The organism is Streptomyces sp. CMB-StM0423 (assembly GCF_002847285.1).
Lineage (GTDB): Bacteria > Actinomycetota > Actinomycetes > Streptomycetales > Streptomycetaceae > Streptomyces.
The window spans coordinates 1,632,876-1,653,745 of sequence record NZ_CP025407.1; the positions used below are offsets into that span (position 1 = coordinate 1,632,876).

15 protein-coding genes and 2 pseudogenes are annotated in these 20,870 nt (G+C 72.8%); 10 read left to right on the forward strand and 7 right to left on the reverse strand.

All coding sequences use genetic code 11. The features are described 5' to 3' along the window. The first annotated feature begins 147 nt into the window (after positions 1–147). The 8 genes from CXR04_RS06860 (at position 148) to CXR04_RS06890 (ending at position 8,393) form a co-directional block, all read left to right on the forward strand. Positions 148–615 (forward strand): hypothetical protein, encoded by a 468-nt coding sequence (locus CXR04_RS06860; RefSeq protein ID WP_159072269.1) that lies wholly within the window; start codon positions 148–150, stop codon positions 613–615. Further along, positions 615–1,778 (forward strand): peptidoglycan-binding protein, encoded by a 1,164-nt coding sequence (locus tag CXR04_RS06865; RefSeq protein ID WP_101420989.1) that lies wholly within the window; start codon positions 615–617, stop codon positions 1,776–1,778. The genes CXR04_RS06860 and CXR04_RS06865 overlap by 1 nt, the downstream gene beginning before the upstream one ends. Continuing rightward, positions 1,775–2,476 carry an ABC transporter ATP-binding protein gene (locus CXR04_RS06870; protein ID WP_101420990.1) on the forward strand — a complete coding sequence of 234 codons (702 nt, stop codon included), beginning with the start codon at positions 1,775–1,777 and terminating at the stop codon, positions 2,474–2,476. The genes CXR04_RS06865 and CXR04_RS06870 overlap by 4 nt, the downstream gene beginning before the upstream one ends. Then, a complete protein-coding gene (locus CXR04_RS06875) occupies positions 2,473–3,705 on the forward strand; it encodes an ABC transporter permease (protein WP_101420991.1) in 1,233 nt (410 codons plus the stop codon). Before CXR04_RS06870 ends, CXR04_RS06875 begins: the two co-directional genes overlap by 4 nt. A 426-nt stretch (positions 3,706–4,131) precedes the next feature. Next, positions 4,132–5,097, forward strand: a complete 966-nt coding sequence (locus CXR04_RS06880) for an SGNH/GDSL hydrolase family protein (RefSeq protein ID WP_101420992.1) — start codon at positions 4,132–4,134, stop codon at positions 5,095–5,097. Between the two features lie 666 nt (positions 5,098–5,763). Continuing rightward, positions 5,764–6,126, forward strand: a complete 363-nt coding sequence (locus CXR04_RS06885; RefSeq protein WP_234380096.1) for a CU044_2847 family protein — start codon at positions 5,764–5,766, stop codon at positions 6,124–6,126. A gap of 141 nt (positions 6,127–6,267) precedes the next feature. Continuing rightward, the gene (locus CXR04_RS34755) at positions 6,268–6,441 is read left to right on the forward strand and encodes a hypothetical protein (RefSeq protein WP_159072270.1); all 174 of its coding nucleotides are present in this window, start codon (positions 6,268–6,270) and stop codon (positions 6,439–6,441) included. 122 nt (positions 6,442–6,563) lie between these two features. Then, positions 6,564–8,393 carry an HEXXH motif domain-containing protein gene (locus CXR04_RS06890; protein WP_159072271.1) on the forward strand — a complete coding sequence of 610 codons (1,830 nt, stop codon included), beginning with the start codon at positions 6,564–6,566 and terminating at the stop codon, positions 8,391–8,393. Positions 8,394–8,491: 98 nt separating this feature from the next. Here the strand turns inward: CXR04_RS06890 and fxsT are convergent, their stop codons facing one another. The 6 genes and pseudogenes from fxsT to CXR04_RS06925 all read right to left on the reverse strand — a co-directional run bounded on the left by fxsT (position 8,492) and on the right by CXR04_RS06925 (position 17,659). Continuing rightward, a complete protein-coding gene (gene fxsT, locus CXR04_RS06895) occupies positions 8,492–13,108 on the reverse strand; it encodes an FxSxx-COOH system tetratricopeptide repeat protein (RefSeq protein WP_159072272.1) in 4,617 nt (1,538 codons plus the stop codon). Next, a complete protein-coding gene (locus tag CXR04_RS06900; protein ID WP_101420995.1) occupies positions 13,105–14,235 on the reverse strand; it encodes an AAA family ATPase in 1,131 nt (376 codons plus the stop codon). The genes fxsT and CXR04_RS06900 overlap by 4 nt, the downstream gene beginning before the upstream one ends. After that, the gene (locus tag CXR04_RS06905; RefSeq protein WP_267898179.1) at positions 14,232–15,710 is read right to left on the reverse strand and encodes a VMAP-C domain-containing protein; all 1,479 of its coding nucleotides are present in this window, start codon (positions 15,708–15,710) and stop codon (positions 14,232–14,234) included. Before CXR04_RS06905 ends, CXR04_RS06900 begins: the two co-directional genes overlap by 4 nt. 63 nt (positions 15,711–15,773) lie before the next feature. Then, positions 15,774–16,352, reverse strand: coding sequence for an effector-associated domain 2-containing protein (locus CXR04_RS35635; protein ID WP_234380097.1), 579 nt, complete (start codon positions 16,350–16,352; stop codon positions 15,774–15,776). A 14-nt stretch (positions 16,353–16,366) separates the two neighbouring features. Then, a pseudogene (locus tag CXR04_RS36850) lies at positions 16,367–16,765 on the reverse strand (trypsin-like peptidase domain-containing protein); the annotation flags it as partial. A 456-nt stretch (positions 16,766–17,221) separates the two neighbouring features. Beyond that, positions 17,222–17,659, reverse strand: coding sequence for a cupin domain-containing protein (locus CXR04_RS06925; RefSeq protein WP_101421000.1), 438 nt, complete (start codon positions 17,657–17,659; stop codon positions 17,222–17,224). Between the two features lie 519 nt (positions 17,660–18,178). Here CXR04_RS06925 and uppS point away from each other — a divergent pair. Together uppS and CXR04_RS06935 are read left to right on the forward strand one after the other, a co-directional pair. Further along, complete coding sequence (gene uppS / locus CXR04_RS06930) at positions 18,179–18,865, forward strand: polyprenyl diphosphate synthase (RefSeq protein WP_234380711.1); 687 nt, start codon at positions 18,179–18,181, stop codon at positions 18,863–18,865. Then, a complete protein-coding gene (locus CXR04_RS06935; RefSeq protein WP_101421002.1) occupies positions 18,862–20,325 on the forward strand; it encodes an oxygenase MpaB family protein in 1,464 nt (487 codons plus the stop codon). Before uppS ends, CXR04_RS06935 begins: the two co-directional genes overlap by 4 nt. On the opposite strand, the pseudogene CXR04_RS36625 reads toward CXR04_RS06935, so the two are convergent. Further along, positions 20,270–20,864, reverse strand: a pseudogene (locus CXR04_RS36625) (amidohydrolase family protein); the annotation flags it as partial. The gene CXR04_RS06935 and the pseudogene CXR04_RS36625 sit on opposite strands and share 56 nt — an antisense overlap. Positions 20,865–20,870: the final 6 nt, after the last annotated feature.

The window sequence follows — 20,870 nt, forward strand, 5'->3', positions numbered from 1 at the left end:
TGCCCATCGGTGAGATGGAGCCCCCGCGCTCAGGGAACTCTGAGATTCGGCTCAAGGTGCGCTGATGGCGCTCCGCCACGCTCCCTGCTCGTACGACGGGTCGGCCCGACCGGGGCCGACGGCGTGGCGGAAGAGGGAGTGCCGAGGATGGGAACAACTCTGAGCCGGGCGGTGACGGCGGTCGCGGCGTCCGCGCTGGCCGTGCTGCTGGCCGGTTGCGGGGCGATCGGCGCCGGGGGGTCGGACGACGCCGGGTTCGACGAGCAGGCGTTGAAGCTCGCGAAGTGCCTGCGCGAGCAGGGCCTGGACGTGGAGGACCCCGTGAACGGCGCTCCGGCGCCGGTCAGGGACGTGGATCCGCGGAAGCTGGACAAGGCCATGCAGGCGTGCCGCAAGTACCAGCCGCAGGACACCGGCGACGGCGATGACCACAAGGACGACGTGGAGCGTGGGCTGAAGATGGCCGAGTGCATGCGGGAGAACGAGGTGGAGGACTGGCCCGACCCCAAGGCGGACGGCGGCTTCTCGCCCGTACCGGAAGCGATGGACGACCCGGACCTCGAGGCCGCGGAGAAGAAGTGCACGGCCGGGCTGCCCGACCCGGAGGGGCAGTGATGAGCGGGCCGGACGCCGTACGGCCGCCAGGGCAGTCGCCCTCCGAGCCCTCCGAGCCCTCCGGACCGTCCGGGTCGCCGGCAAGGCGCCGTACCCGCCGCGGCGGGAAGGCCGCCGGGGCCGCCCTGGCCCTGGCCACCGGTGGCACCCTGGTCTTCGCCTGGTTCGCGGTGGGCGGCGACGACTCGCAGGGCTCGCAGGCCGACGGACTGCCGCCCGGGACCGCCGCGGTCACGAAGCAGACGCTGCGGGCCACCCGCACCGAGGACGGCGAACTCGGCTACGGCCCGTCCACCCCCGTGACGGGGCGGCTGAGCGGCACCTTCACCGCGCTGCCCGCGGAGGGCAAGCGGATCGGGCGGGGCGGGATGCTGTACGAGCTGGACAACCGGCCGGTGGTGCTGATGTACGGCGCGAAGCCCGCCTTCCGCGAGCTGGCGACGGGGGTCGAGGGGCCGGACGTCGAGCAGTTGGAGGCCAATCTGCTCGCGCTCGGCTACACCGGGTTCACCGTCGACGAGGAGTTCAGCGAGCTGACCGCCGAGGCCGTCAGGCAGTGGCAGGAGGACGAGGAGCTGCCCGGGACGGGCAAGGTCGAGCTGGGCCGGGTGGTGTTCGCCCCCGGGGAGGTACGCGTCGAAAGCCGCACGGCCGCGGAGGGCCGGCAGAGCGGGCCGGGCGGCGAGGTGCTCACGTACACGGGCACCGCCAAGGCCGTCACCGTGGAACTCGACTCCGCGGACCGGCAACTGGCCGGGAAGGGCACGAAGGTCACCGTCCGCCTCCCCGACGACAGCACTGCGGCAGGCACCGTCACAGACGTCTCCACCGAGGTGCAGCCGGCCACCGACAAGGCAGACGCGGAAACAAAGGTCAACCTGGTCGTCGGGCTGGAGGGTGCGAAGGCGCAGAAGTCCGCCGCCGCCTACGAACAGGCGGCGGTGCAGGTGGACTTCACCACCGGCACCCGCCGGGACGTGCTCACCGTGCCGGTGGCGGCGCTGCTGGTGCTGCCGCAGGGCGGCTTCGGCGTGGAGGTCGTCGACGAGACGACCTCCACGACCCGCTACGTCCCCGTCACCACCGGCCTGTTCGCGGGCGGCAAGGTGGAGGTCTCCGGCGACGGCATCACCGAGGGCGTCACGGTGGGGATGCCCAAATGATCAGCCTGACCGACGTCTCCAAGACCTATCCCGGCGGGGTCACCGCACTCGACCGCGTCCGCCTGGACATCGGCCGTGGCGAACTCCTCGGCATCGTCGGCCCGTCCGGGTCGGGAAAGTCCACCATGCTGCACATCCTGGGCACCCTCGACAAACCGACCTCCGGCACCGTGCGCATCGACGGCCACGATGTCGGCGCGCTCTCCGACGCGAAGCTCTCCGCGCTGCGTGCCCGCCGGATCGGCTTCGTCTTCCAGCAGTTCCACCTCGCCGCCGGCACGCCGGCGCTGGACAACGTGGCCGACGGCCTGCTGTACACGGGCCGCCGGCGCCCCGAGCGCCGCCGCCGTGCGGCGGCGGTGCTGCACCGGGTCGGCCTGGGCCACCGTCTGGACCACGAGCCGCACCAACTGTCCGGGGGCGAGCGCCAGCGCGTCGCCATCGCCCGCGCCGTGGCGGGCGAGCCGTCCCTGCTGCTGGCCGACGAACCGACCGGCGCACTGGACACCGCCGCCGGATCGGAGGTGCTGCGGCTGCTGCGCGACCTGCACGCCGCCGGCACCACCGTCGTGATCATCACGCACGACCGGGAACTCGCCGCCGGCCTGCCGCGCCAGGTACGCATGCGCGACGGCCGTATCGTCGCGGACGCCGCGAGTCCGGCACCCGCCGCCGACTGGGCGGAGGCGCACCGATGACCGTCCGGATCCGCAACCCGCGCGCGGCCGCCGAAGAACTCCAGCCCACCCGTTTGTACCCGGGCGACGTGGTGCGGGTCGGAGCGGTCGGCCTGCGCACCCGTCCGATGCGCGCCTTCCTCTCCGCGCTGGGCATCGCCATCGGCATCGCCGCCATGGTCGCGGTGGTCGGGATCTCCTCGTCCTCCCGGGCCGGACTCGACCGCACCCTCGCCTCGTTGGGCACCAACCTGCTCACCGTCTCCCCCGGCCAGACCCTCTCGGGAGGAGACGCCCCGCTCCCCGCCACGGCGGAGCGGATGATCGCCCGGATCCGCCAGGTGGAATCGGTGTCCGCGGTCGGCCAGATCAAGGACGCCGACGTCTACCGCAACGGCAAGACCCCCAGGATCGAGACGAACGGCCTGTCCGTCTACGCCGTCCGCACCGGCCTGCGCGCCACCATCGGCGCGGAACTCCGCGGCGGCACCTGGCTCAACGGTGCGATGAGCAGGTACCCGGCCACGGTGCTGGGCGCGACCGCGGCGGAACGCCTCGGCGTCGGACACGCCAAACCCGGTACCCAAGTGCTCATCGGGGAGCGCTGGTTCACGGTCGTCGGCATTCTCGACAAGGCCCCGCTCGCCCCCGAACTCGACGCCGCCGCCCTGATCGGCTGGCCGGCGGCCCGGCAGGAGCTGGGGTTCGACGGCCGCCCGACCACCGTCTTCGCCCGTACCCAGGAGGCGTACGTCGAGCAGGTCGGCGAGATGCTGGGCGCCACCGCCAACCCCGAAGCACCCGGCGAGGTGCAGGTCTCCCGCCCCTCCGACGCGCTGGCCGCCAAGCAGGCGGCGAGCCGGGCCTTCACCGGCCTGCTGCTGGGCGTAGGGGGTGTCGCCCTGCTCGTCGGCGGCGTCGGCGTCGCGAACACCATGGTCATCTCCGTCCTGGAACGCCGCGCCGAGATCGGCCTGCGCCGCTCGCTGGGCGCGACCCGCGGCCACATCCGCACCCAGTTCCTCAGCGAGTCACTCCTGCTGTCCGCCCTCGGCGGCCTCGGCGGCGCCCTCCTCGGCAGCGGAGCGACCGCGGCGTTCGCCCTCTCGCAGAGCTGGCCCGCCGTCGTGCCGCCCTGGGCCCTGGTCGGCGGTGTCACCGCCACCCTGGCCATCGGCGCACTCGCCGGCCTCTACCCCGCGGTCCGCGCCTCCCGCCTCTCCCCCACAGAGGCTCTGGCGACACCGTGACCGACACCGACCGACCACACGCGCGTACGCCAGCTCTCGGGTCCCGCGACGTCGGAGCATCCGTCCGGCACGTCCTGCACCTGCCTCTCACCGTCCGCACCGACCACGAAGACGTCCACCGACAAGCTCATGGGCACAGTGGATCACAGCGGCCCCCGCGTTCCGATGGTGAGAAACAAGACAGCCGCCGCGAGGACGCGCATCGACCCGCGGACCTCCAGCCAGTCAGGAACCTGCCCCACTCAGCGCAAACGTGACCCACCAGCGGTCATTTAACGACGAGTTCCGGTCGACACACCGAGCCGCGTCACCCACAAAGACGCACGCCCAGCCGATCCATTGTCACTGTCCGCATTGGATCTAGTGCGTGCAGTAGCGGACTCCTTAAGGTCGGAGCGACACCAACGCCGTATCCCTGGAGGATTCGTGGCCCGTTTTCGCACTCGTCTGGCCCTGCTCGGCTCGGCAGCGGCCCTCGCCGCAGGCGCCGTCGTCCCGGCACAGTTCGCCGGGGCTCAACCCGCCGCCGCGGCAGACCTCCAGTGGGTGGCCCTGGGCGACTCCTACACCGCCGGGGTCATCCCGGCGGCGGGCGACGTCTTCGAATACCCCCGCGACGGCTGCGAACGCACCGACCAGTCCTACCCCCAGGTCGTCGACCGCGACCTCGGATCACTCTTCGACCTGACCAACGTCAGTTGCGGCGCCGCCACCATCGAGAACGTCACCGACACAGCCCAGGAACCGATCGGCCGCAACCTGCCGCCGCTCATCGAGGACCCCGACTACCCGTTCCCGGCGGTGCCGCCGCAGTCCGAGGCGGTGGCCCCCGGCACCGACGTGATCACCGTCGGCGTGGGCGGCAACACCCTCGGCTTCGCCGACATCCTCCTCAAGTGCCCGGAACTGGGCCAGGAGAGCGGCGGCGTGGGCACCCCGTGCAAGGACGCCCTGGCCGCCGGCGTCCCGGCCAGGCTGAACAAGGTGAGCCGCGAGTACGACCGGATGCTGACCGTGCTCCACGAGCGCGCGCCGCACGCCAGGATCCTGACCGTCGGCTACCCGACGATCGTCCCCCAGGACACCTCCAAGTGCCGCTACAACGACCTCACGCAGTTCGGGTCGATCACCCAGGGCGACCTGGAGTGGCTGCGCCAGGACATCCTCGAACCGCTCAACAGGACCATCGAGAAGTCGACCGGCACCCAGGACGCGGCCACGTTCGTCGACCTCTACGACTCCTCCCGCAACCACAGCGTCTGCGACAGCGGCAAGTGGGTGGAAGGCTTCCTCACCGCCCCCGACCAGCTCTCCTTCGTCCACCCCAACGCCCGCGGCCACCGCAACGCCGCGGACCACGTCGAGGAAGCAATGCTGAACACCCTCGGCTGACTCCGGCGGCCCAGCGCCCCACCGGCCTCCGGCACCGGCCGGAGGCCGGTGCCGGGGCCCCGCCCGGGCACGTCCGGGCACGTCCGAGGCCGCCGTCAGCGACGCTCCTGCCCGGACTCCTGGCCGGTGGCGGGCGGCGTGAGGCAGGCGGCGAGTTCTCGCACCCGGCGCTGCCGCTCCTGGGGCAAGGGCGAGAAGAGCTGCTTCTCCACCGCGCGCACCGCGACGCTGGCCCTGCGCAGCGTTTTCCGGCCGTCCGGGGTGAGTTCTGCGCGTAGCGCGCGGCCGTGGGGGGGCGTGGTCGGGTCTGGTGAGCAACTCGCGCTCCTGCAGCCTGCGCAGGACGAGGTTCATCGACTGACGGGTGACGAAGCCGCGACGCGCGAGTGCGGAGCTGGACGTTCTACGAGAGCAACCCCGGCGCGGGTACCGGAGCCCGAGTACGCCCCATGACGGCGGGGCCCTCCCGGCCGTACGGAGAAACCGGCGTGCCGTTACCCGCTCCACGGGACCTGGGACACGGCCGTCATCCCCCACGCTCGAACTCGGCTCGGTGGCCCCTGGCCGGCGGGGAATCCGTGGAGACGTGTCCGGGTGCGGGGCGGGGGTCCTACTCTGGGGTTCGGTTTTGCCGTGGGGGACTTGGGGAGGGGCGGCGTTGTGCAGGTGATCGAGTTTCCACTGGCCGGCGAGGGGGCCGGCAGTGTCCGGGTCGAGGCGGACGAGGAGGCGGACGGCATCGTCCGTGCCGCCCGGCCCGGGGAGGTCGCGGCGAGCGCGGGGCGGACGCTGCAGGACGCCCTCGACGGCATCCGCCCCGTGGCGGCGGCCGTGCACGAGCGGTTGCGCGCGCTGCCGGCGGCGCCGGACCGGGTGACCGTCGAGTTCGGCGTCAAGCTGTCCGCGGAGGCCGGGGTGATCGTGGCCCGGGGCACGGCGGAGGCGAACTTCACCGTGACGCTGGAGTGGGAATCCGGGCAGGGCCCGCGGGACCGGGACCGGGACCAGGACGACGATCCCGGCGCGTGACTACCCGTACGTCCCGCCGCGCGCTGGCGCAAAACCATACGGTGGCGCCCCGGGCGCGCGACGCCCTCTGTTGCGCCCGTCGCTGACGGCGCATCATAGCCTCAGGGCACGTGTCGGCTTGAGGACAGGGGGTACCGCGGAGTGGAGCGGTACGAAGAGTTCATCGAGACGGAACTGGTGGACGTGGCCGGGCTGTCGCTGGATGAGATCCTCCTGTGCGACATGGCTGCGCTGGAACGTTCCGCCCGCCACGTCCTGCTCCAAATCGACCTGCCGAAACCGCTCGTGGCCAGCAGGGACGGTGCAGGTTGCTGAGCCCCGGCCGACCGCCGGCAGCCCCGGGAGCCCCCGCGGTGCCGCGCGGCGCGCCGCCGTCGTCCGCGAACGCGCCGCCGCCCCGGCCCGCGGCCCCGGCCGGCGAGGGGTTCGGCGCGCACGTGCTGCCTGCACGCGCGTACACCCAGCTCGCCGCCGGAGGCGGCGACCGCGAGACCGCACGGCTCCTCGGCCGCGCCCAGCGGAGCAAGAGGCTGCTCCTGCTGCGCATGGTGCACGATGCGATCGGAGAAGACCCCGCGGTCCTGGGACGATTACCGGCGCCCGCGGTGGCATGGGAGTTGCTGACCAGAGCCCAGCGTGCCGACGCCGCCGCCTTCGACGCCGTCCTGATGCATCCGTCCACCGGCGTGTGGGCGTCCGGGCTGCTGCGCCGGCTGCGGGGCGTCTCGGCTGGCGACGTACCCCTGTGGGTCGAGGCCGGGCACCTGCACACGCTCGCCGCCGCGGCGGCGATCAGGGCCGGGACGGATTTCGAGATCAAGGTGCCGGTACGGGACGGCCGTTGCGTCCATCTGCCCTCGCTGGGCACCGTGTCCTTCCCCGGCGACCTCCCCCAGGACGGCCGGCAGGAGCAGGGCCCGGGACTCGCCGGCGTGCGGCGCGCCGGTGGCAGTGTCGCGGTGATCACCCCCCGGCTGTCGTGCGTCCTGCTCCCGGACGACGTAGGCGCCGAGGCCCGCGGCTGGCGGCCCACACCGGCCGTCCGGGCGACCGCCGGGACACGGGAGTGGTCGGTCGGACTGGACGACACGGACCCGTACGGCCCGTTCATCCGCGGCCGGGAAGTGCCGCGGCTGAGTCCGCAGCGGCTGCGTAGCTGGCGGTCGTTGCTGGCCGGGGCCTGGGAGATGCTCTCGCGGGACCAGCCAGAGCTGGCCGGCAGCCTCGCCGAGACGATGCGCTCCCTCGTACCGCTGGCGCCCGCGGTACGCGGTGAGCCGTACAGCGCGACCTCGCCCGAGTCGTACGGCAGCGCCATGGTCGGCCTGCCGCGTACGCCGACGAGCCTGGCCGTCGCCCTCGTCCACGAGTTCCAGCACGTCAAGCTGGGGGCCCTGCTCGACCTGGCGAGCCTGTGCCGTCGCCACGGCGAAGAGGTGCTGTACGCGCCGTGGCGCACGGACCCCCGGCCCGCGGCCGGCATGCTGCAGGGCGTGTACGCGCACGTGGGCATCACCGCCTTCTGGCGCGGCCGCCGGCTGACGGCACCGGAGGGGGCGGCGAGCCTCGCGCACTTCGAGTTCGCGCTGTGGCGCGAGGGCACCCTGCGGGCCATCGACGACCTGGACTCCGGAGACGAACTGACGGATCTCGGGCGGGACTTCGTGGCACAGATGCGCGCGGTCGTGGCGCCCTGGTGCGAGGAGTCCGTACCGGAGCGCGAGGCGGCGGACGCACGGCTGCTCGCGCAGGACCACCGGGCGATGTGGCGGCTGCGCAACACGGAACCGCCGGCCGATGCCGTCGAGAAGCTGGCGCGTGCCTGGGCGGCGGGCCGGGAGGGGCCGCGAGCCGGGGCCCCCGAACTGGCCGCCTCCGCGATCCGTGCCGAGGTGCTGCCGGGCGAGCAGTCCCATCGGGCGCGGCTGGTGAAGTCGCGCTGGCGTGATCCGGACGAGTTCGCGTGGTGGAGCGGACGGCCCGAGCGGTCCGGGGCGCCGGCCGCGGACGTCGCCCTGGTGGAGGGCGAGTACGCCGCGGCCGCACTCGGCTACCCGGAAGAAGTGCGGCAGCGGCCCGAGGCGTCGAGCCCGTGGGTCGGCCTCGGCCTGGCCCTGGCCGGACTCGGCGAGGAACGGGCCGCCGCCGCGCTGCTCGCCCGCCCCGAACTCGTACGGGCCGTCTGGCTGCACGACGACTCCCGAACCGGGTCCGGGGCAGGAGCATCCCCGGTGTCCCTGGCGGAATGGCTCGGCGCCGCCGGCTGAACGCGAAGCGGCGGAGGGAGCCTTCTCCCTCCGCCACACTGCGCCGGCGTAGCCGGAACATCCGCCTCCGTAGCGGAGGAGCGCGCCCCGGCCCGCCCTCAGATCACCATGACCTCCGCGTCGCAGTCGGCCCGGTCGCCGCGCGTGGCCGCGGTCGTCGCGGGGTGCGCCTGCCCCAGGCTCTGCCGCATGCTGGAGAGCGCGGCGGCGTAGAGCGTCTCGGCCCGCTTGCTCTTGCCGAGCGTACGCAGGTCGGCGGCGAGGTTGAGGGCGCAGGCGAGCGTCGTCGGGTGACTCGCGCCGAGCGCCTGGTGCGTCCGCCGGTACGTGTCCTCGTCCAGCTCGGCCGCCGCCTGGTCCCGCCCCTGCCGGGACAGGTCGCTGGCGAGGTTGATGGCCGCGGCCAGCGTGTAGGGGTGCTCGGGGCCCAGGGTGGAGGTCAGCCCGTCGACCGCCTCCTGGTCCAGCGCGAGCGCCTGGTCGGTCTCCCCGAGGTGGCGCAGCGCGACCGCGAGGTTGGTGCCGACCGCGTACGTGTACGGGTGTGTATCGCCGAGGTTCCGGCGCAGCCGCTCCAGCAGATCCTGCCCGGTCCTGCGCGCCTCGTCGACCTGGCCCGCCTGCCGCTGGGCGATGGCGAGGCTGGACGACGCGCACTGGGTGTCGAAGTGGTCGTCACCGTAGCGGCGCCGGTAGCGCTGCCACGCCTCGTGGCAGGCTTCGAGCGCGCCTTCGTGGTCGCCGGCCTTGCGCCGCGCGACCCCGAGGTGCCGCATCGCGAGCAGGGTGGCGGGCGTCTCGATGCCCGCCAGTTGCGCGAACCGCGTCGAGTTGATCTCCTGCACCTCGCTGGCCCCGACGTAGTCACCGCACTCCCGCAGGTCGACCGCGAGCAGGCTGCCGAGGAGCAGGGTGAGGAGCGCGTTCTCCCCCAGCACCTCGACGGCGAGCTGGAGGGTCACGGCGTCGAGGTCGCGGGCCGTCTGGAAGTCGCCGACGGTGCGCAGCGCCGTGCCGTAGTCGACGGCGCTGCCCAGGGTGTACGGGTCGCGCTCGCCGAAGGAGCGCATGGCGCGGTCGTAGGTGTCCTTGTTGAGCTTCACCGACGACTCGAAGTCACCGGCGGCACGCAGGTCGACGGCCACCGCGCGGGCGGCGAGCAGGGTGTCCTCGTGCGACTCGCCGGCGATCCGGCGGAGCCGGTCCAGGCTGTCCTTGTTCAGTTCGGCGGCGTCGTCGTACCGGCCCAGGGAGCGGAGCGCATGGCCGACATGGCGGGCCACGGACAGCGCCTGCGAGTCGTCGGGACCGTGCGTCTGCCGCCAGGTCGTCAGCGCCTCGGTGCCGAGTTCGCGGCATGCCTCGTGGTCGCCCCAGGTGTAGAGGTACACGACGGTGTTGGCCACGAGGCCGCGGACCCAGCGGTCCTCGCTCTTGACCGCGTCGGACGCCCGGATGTGCGGCAGCAGCTCCGCGTACCTGGCCCAGTTCGCGGTGACGCCGGGCTCCCTCGGGTCGCCGCCGGCCATCAGCAGGTGCGCGGCGTCGCGCATCGAGACGCGCTCGTCCTCGGTCATCTGGTCGATGAGCACCGCCTGGACCAGCCGGTGGAGCTGGATGCTGTTGGTGCGGTGGTCGATACGGGCGAGGGCGTACCGGTTGACCTCGCGGAGCGCGTGGCCGAGCCGGATCGGGTCGCTGAGCACGTCGCCGAGGAGCCCCGGCAGGGAGGCGTTGCGCCCCGCCATGAACAGGGTCCTGGAGACGGGCTCCGGTGCGAAGTAGGCGCACACCTGGAGAAGCTGCAGGGCGGCGGGGTTGGTGTCGCGCAGCCGGTCGAGCGATACGTTCCACGCGGCCGCCACCGGGAGCTGGTAGTCCATCGGCGGGGCGAGTTCGAGGAGTTCGCTGCGGCGGTTCACGAACTCCGCCCGCTTGCCCTGGAAGAGTTCGAGATATTCCTCGGCCGGCATGCCGGTCTCGGCAAGCCAGACCGCGGCCTGCTCGATCGCCAGCGGCAGGTCGCCGAGTTCCTCTGACAGGTGGTCGGCCTGCCGGTCGGTCAGCTCGGGACCGCGGCGCCGCAGCAGCGCGACGCTCTCATCACGGGCGAAAACGTCCACCTCGATAGTCCGCGCCATGTTGACCCATTGTCCGTTCCGGGAAGTGACGAGAATCCGGCCCGTGCCGCCCTGGGGGAAGAAGGGGAGCACGGACTCGGGATTTTCGGCGTTGTCGAATACGAGTAGCCAATTGCGGTACGGCTCGCCCAGCCGGAGCGCTTCCAGCACCGCGGGAATCGCGGTGTTGGCCTCCGCACCGGTCGGAAGCCGCAGCCGCTGCGCCAGGTCCACGTATCCCGCGCGGATCTGAGCAGGCTGCCCGGCCGGAATCCACCAGACGATGTCGTACTCCGAACTGTGCCGGTAGGCATACTCGATCGCAATCTGGGTTTTTCCGACACCGCCCATCCCGTGCAGCGTCTCCGGCAGCACTGCGGTCGTCCCCTGCGTCAGCCTGTTATGCAAATCGCGGAGCGCGTCGACCCGGCCGATGAAGTTGACATTGCGGGGCGGCACGTTACCCCAGACAGGCGGTGGACTGCCGGACTTGCGCCGGTCGGCGATGGCCCGCTCCACCACTCCCGGCCGCGGCAAGTGCCTTCCCACCGTCGCACCCGATTCGAGATCGGATGCCCCGCTATCGTTCCTGGACAGTGGACTCTCCGCTGCTTCAGCCGGGGTGCCGGGATCAATTAAGGGATTCTCGGGCACAGCAACCGCCTCATATCGTAGCGTAACGGACTTATCAACTGGAGCAGTGCGCGAGCGCGAGTCGCCGCCGGAGCGCGCCACCGGCGCGTCCCCGGAAGGCCGCAGACTGCTCAACCGGCCCGCCCACGGGCGGTAGGGCCCGGACAGCGCGTGCAGCGCCCGGACGACCGGAGCGTAGTAGTCCCAGTGCTCGTCCCCCGCCGGCATGCGCACCTCTCCGGCCACCCGCGAGGGTTCCGCCAGCACTTCGCCCAGCTTCCGCAGCTCGGGCAGCGAGGGCGTGAGGTGGTCGATGACCCGGCGCATCACCTCGGCGGTCTCCGTCCGCCGCCCCGAGGCCAGCAGTTCCTCGGCGACCCCCGGCAGGAACGTGTAACGCACGGTGTCGAGGGCGGCGTCCCCGGCGGCGGCCGCCTCCGTGGCGACCAGCAGGCCCGACGTGATGACCTCGGCGAGATCGGCGGGACGGGAGCCCGGTTCGGCGAAGAACTGGACCATCTCCATCACCGGAAGGGACAGCGGTGCGACCGCCAGGTGCCGGGCAAGACGGAACGCCACCGGGGAGGCGGCGGCGCGGAAGCCGACGACCCGCTCGGCCGGGGTGGGCAGCGAGCTCTCCACCTCGTCGTCGTCCGCCTCGGGGACCGCCGACAGCACCCGGGCGCCCGCCCACTCGCCGCGCTCGCCCGTCAGCAACTGCGCCCAGCGGCCGAGCCAGCGCGGCTCCAGGCCGACCACGGGAACGACCGGCTCCTCCGGGCCTGCGCCGGCGCCGGCGCCGGCCTCTGCGCCGGCCGCGAGCCAGGGCTCGGCCGGCTCCGCCACGATCCGCAGCCCGGACGCCCGCAGCCGTGCGGGGCGCGTACCGAGCCAGGTTCTGTGCCACGAGAGATGTGACAGCAAATGAGTGATGACGACGGGGACGCTTTCCCCCCAACGGGTGACGAGCCGCTGGCCCGCACCCGAGCGCCAGGCGGGCCCTATGCCGTCGGTGAGCACCATGACGATCCGGCGGCGGGCCGCCGCCGGATCGAGAAGGCCGTACGCCGGCCCGCCGCTGCCCGGGCCGCGCAGGGCGAGCCGCGAGTCCTGCTCCGCGTCGGTGTCCAGCAGCCGGACGGTGACCGTACGGAACGCTCCGATGCTGCGCAGCAGGTCGGAGAACTCGGCCACGGTGTGCCGCCACACGGCCATCGACGCCCCCGCGTCGACGACCAGGACGAGGTCGAGCCACCGCTCCCGGGCCGGGCGGAACCGGGGCAGCCGCGGCTCGGGCTCGACGAGGGCGTCCGCGGTGGCCTCCTCGTCCAGCTCCGTCGCGTGCACCGAGGGGACCGTCCGGCGTAAAGGGCGTAACGACCGCTCCAGGAGCCGGTGGTCGGTCAGCCCCGGTACGGCCGGCCAGGCGACCGGCGCCTCCTCCGCCGGGACGTGGTCCGCGGACGGGCCGCCGGAGCCGGGGCCGCCGGGGCCCGTGAAGCCGGCGTGCCACGCGCCCGCCTCACCGGGGCCGCCGTGCCCGCCGCCGAAGCGCTCGCCGGGCGGCGAGGTGCGCTGAAGCGGGAGGCTCAGCCCGGCGTCGGGCACCAGCCCGCCGGCGTCGTGCCCGGGCAGACGGCCCTCGACCGGGCGGCGGTCCTGCGCGCGGCCGTGTTCGCCGCGGGGGTGTTCGTCGTAGGGGCGGCCGTCGTGGCGGGGGTCGCCGGGGCCGGGCTGGTCGTGGCGGGGCTCCGGCCGGCCGGACCGGCCGGGCGGCGGCGCGGCCCGGCGCTGGTATGCCGAACCGCCGGGCCAGGGGCCCGGCGGCAGCCTGTCCGGCGGACGGGTGCGCCCGGCAAGGCACATGGCGAGCCACAGCGCGTCCGCCACCTCGTTCGGGGAGAGATCCTCGCTGTGGAGTGGCTCCGGCGGAGGGTCGGGTGCCGTCCGCCCGGTGGTCATCCTGGCCTCGCAGCATCGAAATTGCGCCAGAGCGAGGCCAGCAGCCGCTCCCAGTCACCGTCCGGGGTGAAGCGGTCGGAGGTCGCCAGATAAACGCTGTTGAGCAGTTGGTCCGCGGGCAGGCCCCCCTCGCGGGCGCTGCGGGCCACGAAGAGACGTACCAGTTCGTCGCCGCGGCCCCCGGCCTCAAGGCCGAACCTGGCGGCCACCATGGCGGCCAGCTCCTCCTCGTCGGGCACGGGCATCTCCAGGCGCAGACACCGCCGGAGCAATGCGGGCGGGAATTCCCTCTCGCCGTTCGAGGTGATGATGATCAGCGGAAAGGCACGGCAGCGCACCCGGCCGTCGCGGATACGCGCCGTCACCCCCGGGTCGTCGGTGAGAACGGTCGCCTCGGGCTCGCGGGGAGCGCTCCGGACGAGTTCCGGAATGGTGTATTCGCCTTCCTCGAAGACGTTCAGCAGGTCGTTCGGCAGATCGATATCCGATTTATCCAGCTCATCGATGAGAAGCACCCGCGGCAGCCGGTGCGGCAGGAGAGCCGTACCGAGCGGGCCCAGTTGTACGTAGTCGCCGACCCGGGCCTTGTCCACGATCCGGTCGTCGGCGCTCTCGGCGCCCGCCTCGGCGGCGGCGCGGTAGGTCGCGGCGTCCTGTGCGCGGGCGATGGCGTCGTAGTCGTACAAACCCGACCGGAGGGTCGTTCTCGTCGTCACGGGCCAGCGCAGCACCCGGCCCAGCCGCAGTTCCCGGGTGATCCGGTAGGCGAGAGCGGACTTGCCGGAGCCGGGCCGGCCGGTGATCAGGAGGGGGCGCCTCAGGTACAGGGCGGCATTCACCATGTCCGCCTCGTCGACGTTGACCGGACGCCCGGTGCCGGACCCCTGGCCGGCGGGGCCGATACGGCGGGTCACCTCGGCCTCGTCCTCGGGCGGACGCGGCTGCAGCGGCTCGCCGTCGAATCTGCGCCACGGCGGCGGGCCCATCAGCACCTCGTCGAGGTCGCGCGCGGCGAGCTTCCCGCCGTCGCCGCGATACACCCACCACGCAGGGGGGTTGCCGGCAGTGCCGGTCCCGCCGCCGGTTACCGGATCCGGCCCTTCGCGGGTAGGCCGATCGTCATTCATCGCTCTGTCCTCCCCATGACCCTCGGCGACTGCCGACGCGTCGGCTGCGTATAGATGTTGCCCGGGTCGTCGTGGAGCAAAATCACCCCGCCCCGGATCTGCGTTCCCCGCCATTCGTGGACGCGCGCCGGCAGGCCGGCGATCACCCCGCCGTCGAACAGGTGCTCCGCGAGCGCGTGCACGGCGTCCCCTCCGGCACCGTCGTTGTGCCACAGCATCGCGGGGATTCCCTCACGTAACGCCACGTCATAGGCGTGCGGCGCCGCGGTGCGGGGCCGCCGCGGCGCATCGGCCAGGGCGACCGCGACGACCCGCGTGTCCGTGTCCTTGTTCAGGATGTCCTGGAGACCGGCGGCGCCGATTCCCTCCGGGCCGCCGCAGAGTTGCCATCCGCAGTCGCCGGGGTTCTCACTCATCGTCCGCCAGCGCCGGTTCCACACCCGCTGCAGCGTCCGGTCCCGCTGCCGTTCCAGACACCGCAGCACGACGGGGTAGTGCTGGACTATGGGCCGCGGCAGCCCCGACTCGCGGTGGGTGGCCCATTCGTCCACGGGCAGCCAGATCAGCTCCCGGCCGAGCAGGAACTCCACCTGGACCTGGATGTCGAGGCTCGCGAGCGTGTCCTCGCCGGCGGCTATGACCTCCGCGACGGCGCTCTCCAGCTCCTCGCCCGTGCACCGGTAATGCGCGAAACCGGGGACGGCGGACGACGAGGCGTCCTCCTTCGTCCAGGACGACAGCACGTACTCGTCCGTCTCCACGTCGAACCACTCGACCTGTATGGCGAGATAGGCGGTCGGCTCGCCGGCGGACGCCGGCACGGGCGCCAGGGTGCGGCGCAGCTCCTCCCACGCGGGAAGCAGGCCGAGCGCCGTCGCCACCGCGGCGTTCCAGTCGCGCAGCAGGCCGGCGGGCCCGGCGGGCGCGAACGCGGCGACGTGGTCGACGTAGACCATGCAGGGCAGCAGGCCGTCGGACCGCGCGTTCGCCTCCAGGAGATGCTCGAAGGCGCGCAGCACGTCGGGGGGACCGGGTGGCAGCCGCTCGTAGACGCCGCGCGCCGCGCGGTGCAGCTCCGCGACGGGCAGCCCCGGCAGCCCGGCAAGCCCGGTCAGCAGCCCGCGGATCTCCGCCAGTTCCTCCGTCGTCAGCACCGGCTGTGCGGGGACCTCGAAGACCAGTTGCCGGAACGCCTCGGTGGACCGGGCCTCGGGTGCCAGGAACTCGATCGAGTCGGCGAGCGCCCTGAGCCCGCCCCTGCGGTCCTGCAGATACCGGACGACCTCGTATAACTGCCCGCGCGGTGCCGAGACCGTCCGCAGCACGGCGACAAGGTTGACGCTCAGCCTGTCCCCCGTGATCTCCAGGCACTGCCGGCGCAGTTCAATGTCGCTCATCGGTCTGGTCCGTTCCAGGGCCTCGACGAGTCTGCTCACACGCTGCCAGTCCGACTGCCCACTGAGAGCGTGTGTCATGCGAACCCCCTTTGGCCCTGCGGCCCGAGACGAAACCGATCGCGTCTGATTCCCGCCGCCCGCTCATGCCGGCGCCTCGTCTGTGAAGCGCCGGACGGCATCCGCCACGGACCGCGCGGCCGCCGATCTCCCGACCAGGTCTTCGATGGCCCGTACGAGTTCGTCGACTCCCCCGTCGTAGTCGGTGCTGGTCCGCACGATCTGATACACGTGCGGCATCGGCTCCGAACGCTCGGCGATCAGCAGGCGGATCTCCGGACGCAGCAGCGACACCAGGTCCAGCCGGCCGGAGAGGGACGCGAAGAGCGGAATCGCCAGGATGAGTTGCGCCAACTGGGTGCACTGGCGCGGCGACAGCTCATTCGTGCCGTTCGAGCGCCCCTCGACCGGCCTTCCGAGCATCCCCGCGAGCGGGCGCCACTCGCGGGCGACGGCGCCCAGGGGGAACATCCAGGAGAGCTGCTCACGCCCGGGCCCGTACACCGCGACGAGCAGCCCCACGACGCTGCGCAGCCGCGGGTCCCACACCCCCGCGCCGCTGAAGCCCTGCTGTACGGGGACACCGCCCCCGCCCGCGCCGTCGAGCTGCCGCCAGGCGTGGTTCGGCCCACCGGCGCCGGAGACCCGGACGTCGCGCCACACCCCGTCCGCCAGACCCGGGTTGGGATACCCGTAGACGCTGACGACCCCCGGCTCCGCCCCCTCCCCGCCGCCAGCGCCGCCGGCCGGGCCGCGGGCGGCGGCTCGCCGGACTCCAGCGTGAGCACGGCGATGTCGCCGGAGCGCGGCGCGGGAGGGAACCAGCCGCCGGGCACCACCCGGGCGGGCCGCGGCTTGAGGTCACCGACGGCGGAGAAGTCGACGTCGACGGGACGGTCGGGCACGGAGGGGTCAGCCTCGGACCGCCCGAGGGCGCTGTCGACGACGTGGGCACAGGTCAGGATCAGCCCACCGGGAAGCAGCACCCCGGCGCCGCACACGACGTCGCGACCAGGGATGCATAACCTGACCCGCCACTCGCCCGACACCTTTCGCCCCCTCTGCGCCACGTGCACGGCTCCGCCAATGCCTGCGAACGCCCGTACGCCAGACCTGAGAGCGTAGTGAAGAGGCTACGCACACCAGGGCGGTTAGGCGAGATCCTGACCAACTGATTCGACCGGCACCTGGACAGCAAAAACCTGCGACTTCCGGGGGGCGTCTCGCCGCGCTCTCCGGCGGTGGTACTCCCGCGACGACAGCGCCACCGAAAGCCGTGTCCGCCGCGGACTTCTACTGCCTGACGTGCTTCCAGGGCTACTCGTCGGCAGTCGTCTTCCTCCGCGATCGCCTGAACGGGGGCGGGCGGTCGAATGCTCAGGACATCACCGAGTGCCGGGGCTGCGGCGGCCAGGAAGCGGTGTGGATCTACCGGCCACCGCCGGAGGACCCGTGAACCACGAACTCACACCGCTCCACGACCGGGTCGGCCCGGCCGCCCCGGCCCTCCGGGCGCCGGTGAGACCGTTCGGCTACTGGAAGTCGCAGCCGGGGTCGGGGGCATCCTCCGACAGCGGTGCACCGTGAGGGAGGACATAGAGCACGTCCAGAACGACGGGTGTCGTACCGAGATTGCGCCCGATGTGGACGTTCTGCGCACCGGAAGGTTCAGTCAAGGCACTTCCCGCCTCGTAGACGCCGTCGGACTTGCACGTGGAGTCGAAGTGGCTGAGCGTTCCCTTCTCGACGAAGCCGTACAGAGTGCCGTCATGGAAGTGCCAGCCGGTGCCCTGACCGGCGGGGATGGTGATCCGGCGCAAGATGTAGTCCTTGCCGCCCACCGTCGTCTGCGACATGGTCTTTCCCGTCACGCCAGGACCACTCGGTGTCGCCCCGGCCGTGGCGACACCCGCCAGCGTTGCCGTCGCGGCGGCAGCCGCGATCATTCCCACTCGCATCCGCTTGCCCATATCGATGTCCTTCTTTCCCAACGGCCCTCGCCGCCCGCGGAAGACGTGGCGCCGGCGAACCGTCTGTACGACGCAGCCCCAGGCCGGCCCTGAGCCACCCATCGGATCACGTCATCACCCGACCTCACGGTCCCGAAACACGGTGCCTGCCCATCGGCCCGGTGCGTGTGGCCAGGAGGTGCGGAACAGACGGGCGCAGTCTGTGAGCGAGTTCGCCGCTCTCGCGCGCGGACGGATTCGAACGTACGAGTCGAGGGTGACGGCCACTCGTTCGGCCCTGGAGGGCCCGTCCGCGCTGCCAAACTCCCAGGAGGGAACGCGCTGTTGGGGCGTGGCGAGGCGGGAGCGGCGAGGTCCTGGCGCTCCGGACGGGCGGGACCGGGCATGACGGACTACGGCGTCCCGCGCGCACGCGCGGTGACGGAGGACCGGCCAAGCGGGCGACGGTGCGGCGGACCCGGCGGGCAGCGGCGGGACGAGGGGGCAGCGCGGGCGGGGCCACGGCACGTGGCCTGCGTGATGGACGGCAACGGCCGTTGGGCGCAGCGGCGTTCGCTTCCCCGTACGGCGGGGCACCGGGCCGCGGTGACAGCCGTCATCGACGTCATCGAGGCGGCCAGGACCGCCGGCGTGGAGTGGCTCAGCATGTACGCCTTCTCCACCGAGAACTGGAGCCGCCCCGGCACCGAGGTCGAGTTCCTGATGTGTCTGGTGCGCCGGGTTGTGCGCAAGCATGCGCCGCTGCTGCTCGCGCGCGGCATCCGCTGCCGTTTCCTCGGGGTCGCCGACCCCCGTATCCCCCGTGAACTGGCCCAGGACTTCTACGACTTGGCGGCGCTCACCGCCGACAACCGCGGGATGACGCTGACCGTCGCCTTCGACCACGGCGGGCGCCGGGACATCGTCGAGGCCGCAAGGTCGCTGATCCGCAGCGGGACGCCCGCCGGCGAGGTGACCGAGCGGCTCTTCGCGGACCACCTGCCCTTCCCCGACACCCCCGATGTGGATCTGGTCATCCGCACCTCGGGTGAGCAGCGCATCTCCAACTTCATGCTCTGGCAGGTCGCCTACGCCGAGTGGGTCTTCCCCGAGGTCCTCTGGCCGGACTTCCGGGCCCCCGACTTCCTCGCCTCCCTGCACGCCTACCGGCGCCGCGACCGCCGCTTCGGCGACGTGCCCGCCCGGACGAACGGAGACGCATCATGACCACCGAAACCACGGCAACGGCCGACGGAGCATCCCTGTTCGGCCCGGAATCGCAGTTCAGCGCCTTCTTCGACGACCCGCGCTGGGCCCTGGCCATCATCCGCGCCACCGTACTGGAGGCCGCGCACCCGCAGGTCGGCGCCGCCCTCGTCGACAACTCCGTCTTCGTCGCCCATCCCTGGCGCCGGCTGCGCAACACCTTCCTCAGCATGCGGCGCATGTTCGGCCCCGACCCGGCGGTACGCGAACGGGAGGCCGCCCGGCTCAACCGGCTGCACGCCCGCATGAGCGGCTCCGACTACCGCGGCCGCGCCTACGACGCGATGGACCGCGCGACCCGCGCCTGGGTGGTCGCCACCCTCTTCGAGAGCGCCGTCACCATGTGCCGGCTGAGCGGCCAGCCGCTCAGCCAGGACACGATGGAGCAGATGTACGCCGAGTACCGCGGGTACCTCGCCGCGCTCGACGGCGACGCCTCGGAACTCCCCGGGGACCTGAACGACTTCTGGCCGTACTTCGACCGGGTCGTCGAGAACGAGCTGGAGAACACCGAGGCGGCCCGCGTCATCCTCTACCGGCTCTTCGACCACCTGCCCGCCCCCGCGCTGCTCGACGGCGCGCCCACACTGTGGGCGGCCGGCCGCGCCGTCGCCGGTCCGCTCATCGGCGCGATCACCGTCGCCTCGCTCCCCGAGCCCTACCGGCGCCGGGCCGGCCTGCCCGAGATGCCCGGCGCCCCGACCCTCATGCAGGGCGCCTACCTCGCCGCCGGGCTCACCCGATTCCTGCCCCAGGGCTGGATCGATCCCGAAATCATCATCGAAGCCCTCTCACTCCGGCCCGACAGCGACGACCCGCGCGCCCGCACCGTTACCGCCCTGCGCGCCCGCATGAAGCGGGCATCGGCCCTGCTCCGCCTCCTCACCCCACTGGGCGGCGACACCGACCCCGGCCCGGCACCTTCGGCGGCCAGAGAAGGGAACCGGCGCTCGGCGGAGGAGTTCTTCCGCCGGGTGCTGGACCAGACCGGAGACGGCCACCTCGACTGGCCCGACCTCGCCGCCATGGCACGCGAACTCGCCACCCGCCTCGACCTGGACGAACCCGAGGAGGCCCGGCTCTACGACGCCTTCGCCGCCTGGTGGCGCGAGCTCCAGGCCGCCCTCGACGCGGACGGCGACGGCCGCGTCAGCGCCGAGGAGTACGCCACCGCCGTCCCCTCCCTCGCCGGACCCGCGCTGATCCGCGTTGCCGAGGTCCTCTTCGACGTCACCGACAAGGACGGCAACGGGAGCATCGACGCGGACGAATACCGAACCCTCTTCCGCACCGCCTTTCACCGCGACCTCACCACCACCGACGGCACCTGCGGCCGGAGCGCCTTCGTGGGCGACTTCCTCTCGTTCATGGCGGGCCGCCGCACGAGCACCCCGTACGACCCCCTCCTCGCCGACGCCTGACGAACACCTGGGCGTGGACGCGGCCGTCGCGGCGTGTCTGCGGTGCAGCCTCAACGGCAGCGGACGCGTCACCGAGTGCGGGTCGGCCGGGCAGTCCGTACACGCGGGTTGCCGTGCGGGACCGGAAGGCGGTCCGTTCGACCGGCTCAGTGCCGCGGTGAGTGCCCGGGCGGACGCGGTGACCAGGCCGGAGAGCTTGCACATCCCGTTGGGCCGTGGCGCCAGTCTGCACACGGTGTCCGCCCAGGGCTCCGTGGCACCGGCGGCGACGGGAGGCTTGCCCAGGTGATCGAGGAGGAAGACCAGCTCCGGCACCTCGCCTGCGGCACGCACGGCGGAGCGCATCTGGTGCGGCAGGATCAGGAGGTCGTAGGCCGGTCCCGCCGCGGCCACCGCGCGCAGGCCGCGCTGCACCTGCGACGGGTGACCCAGTCGGGGTCGTCCTCGCCCTGGACCTGCTGACGGACGGCGGCGAGGTACGAGCCGCCGGGCAGCTCGCGCAGCCGGGCCAACCGCTCCGCGACGTCGGGCGCGGTCAGGGCGGC

Bases quoted from the DNA above. Each gene is read 5' to 3' on its own strand.
- CXR04_RS06905 (WP_267898179.1), bottom strand. From the start codon at position 15,710: ATGACACACGCTCTCAGTGGGCAGTCGGACTGGCAGCGTGTGAGCAGA.
- CXR04_RS06860 (WP_159072269.1), top strand. From the start codon at position 148: ATGGGAACAACTCTGAGCCGGGCGGTGACGGCGGTCGCGGCGTCCGCG.
- CXR04_RS06870 (WP_101420990.1), top strand. From the start codon at position 1,775: ATGATCAGCCTGACCGACGTCTCCAAGACCTATCCCGGCGGGGTCACC.
- uppS (WP_234380711.1), top strand. From the start codon at position 18,179: ATGGACGGCAACGGCCGTTGGGCGCAGCGGCGTTCGCTTCCCCGTACG.
- CXR04_RS06925 (WP_101421000.1), bottom strand. From the start codon at position 17,659: ATGGGCAAGCGGATGCGAGTGGGAATGATCGCGGCTGCCGCCGCGACG.
- CXR04_RS06900 (WP_101420995.1), bottom strand. From the start codon at position 14,235: ATGAATGACGATCGGCCTACCCGCGAAGGGCCGGATCCGGTAACCGGC.
- CXR04_RS06875 (WP_101420991.1), top strand. From the start codon at position 2,473: ATGACCGTCCGGATCCGCAACCCGCGCGCGGCCGCCGAAGAACTCCAG.
- CXR04_RS06935 (WP_101421002.1), top strand. From the start codon at position 18,862: ATGACCACCGAAACCACGGCAACGGCCGACGGAGCATCCCTGTTCGGC.
- fxsT (WP_159072272.1), bottom strand. From the start codon at position 13,108: ATGACCACCGGGCGGACGGCACCCGACCCTCCGCCGGAGCCACTCCAC.
- CXR04_RS06865 (WP_101420989.1), top strand. From the start codon at position 615: ATGAGCGGGCCGGACGCCGTACGGCCGCCAGGGCAGTCGCCCTCCGAG.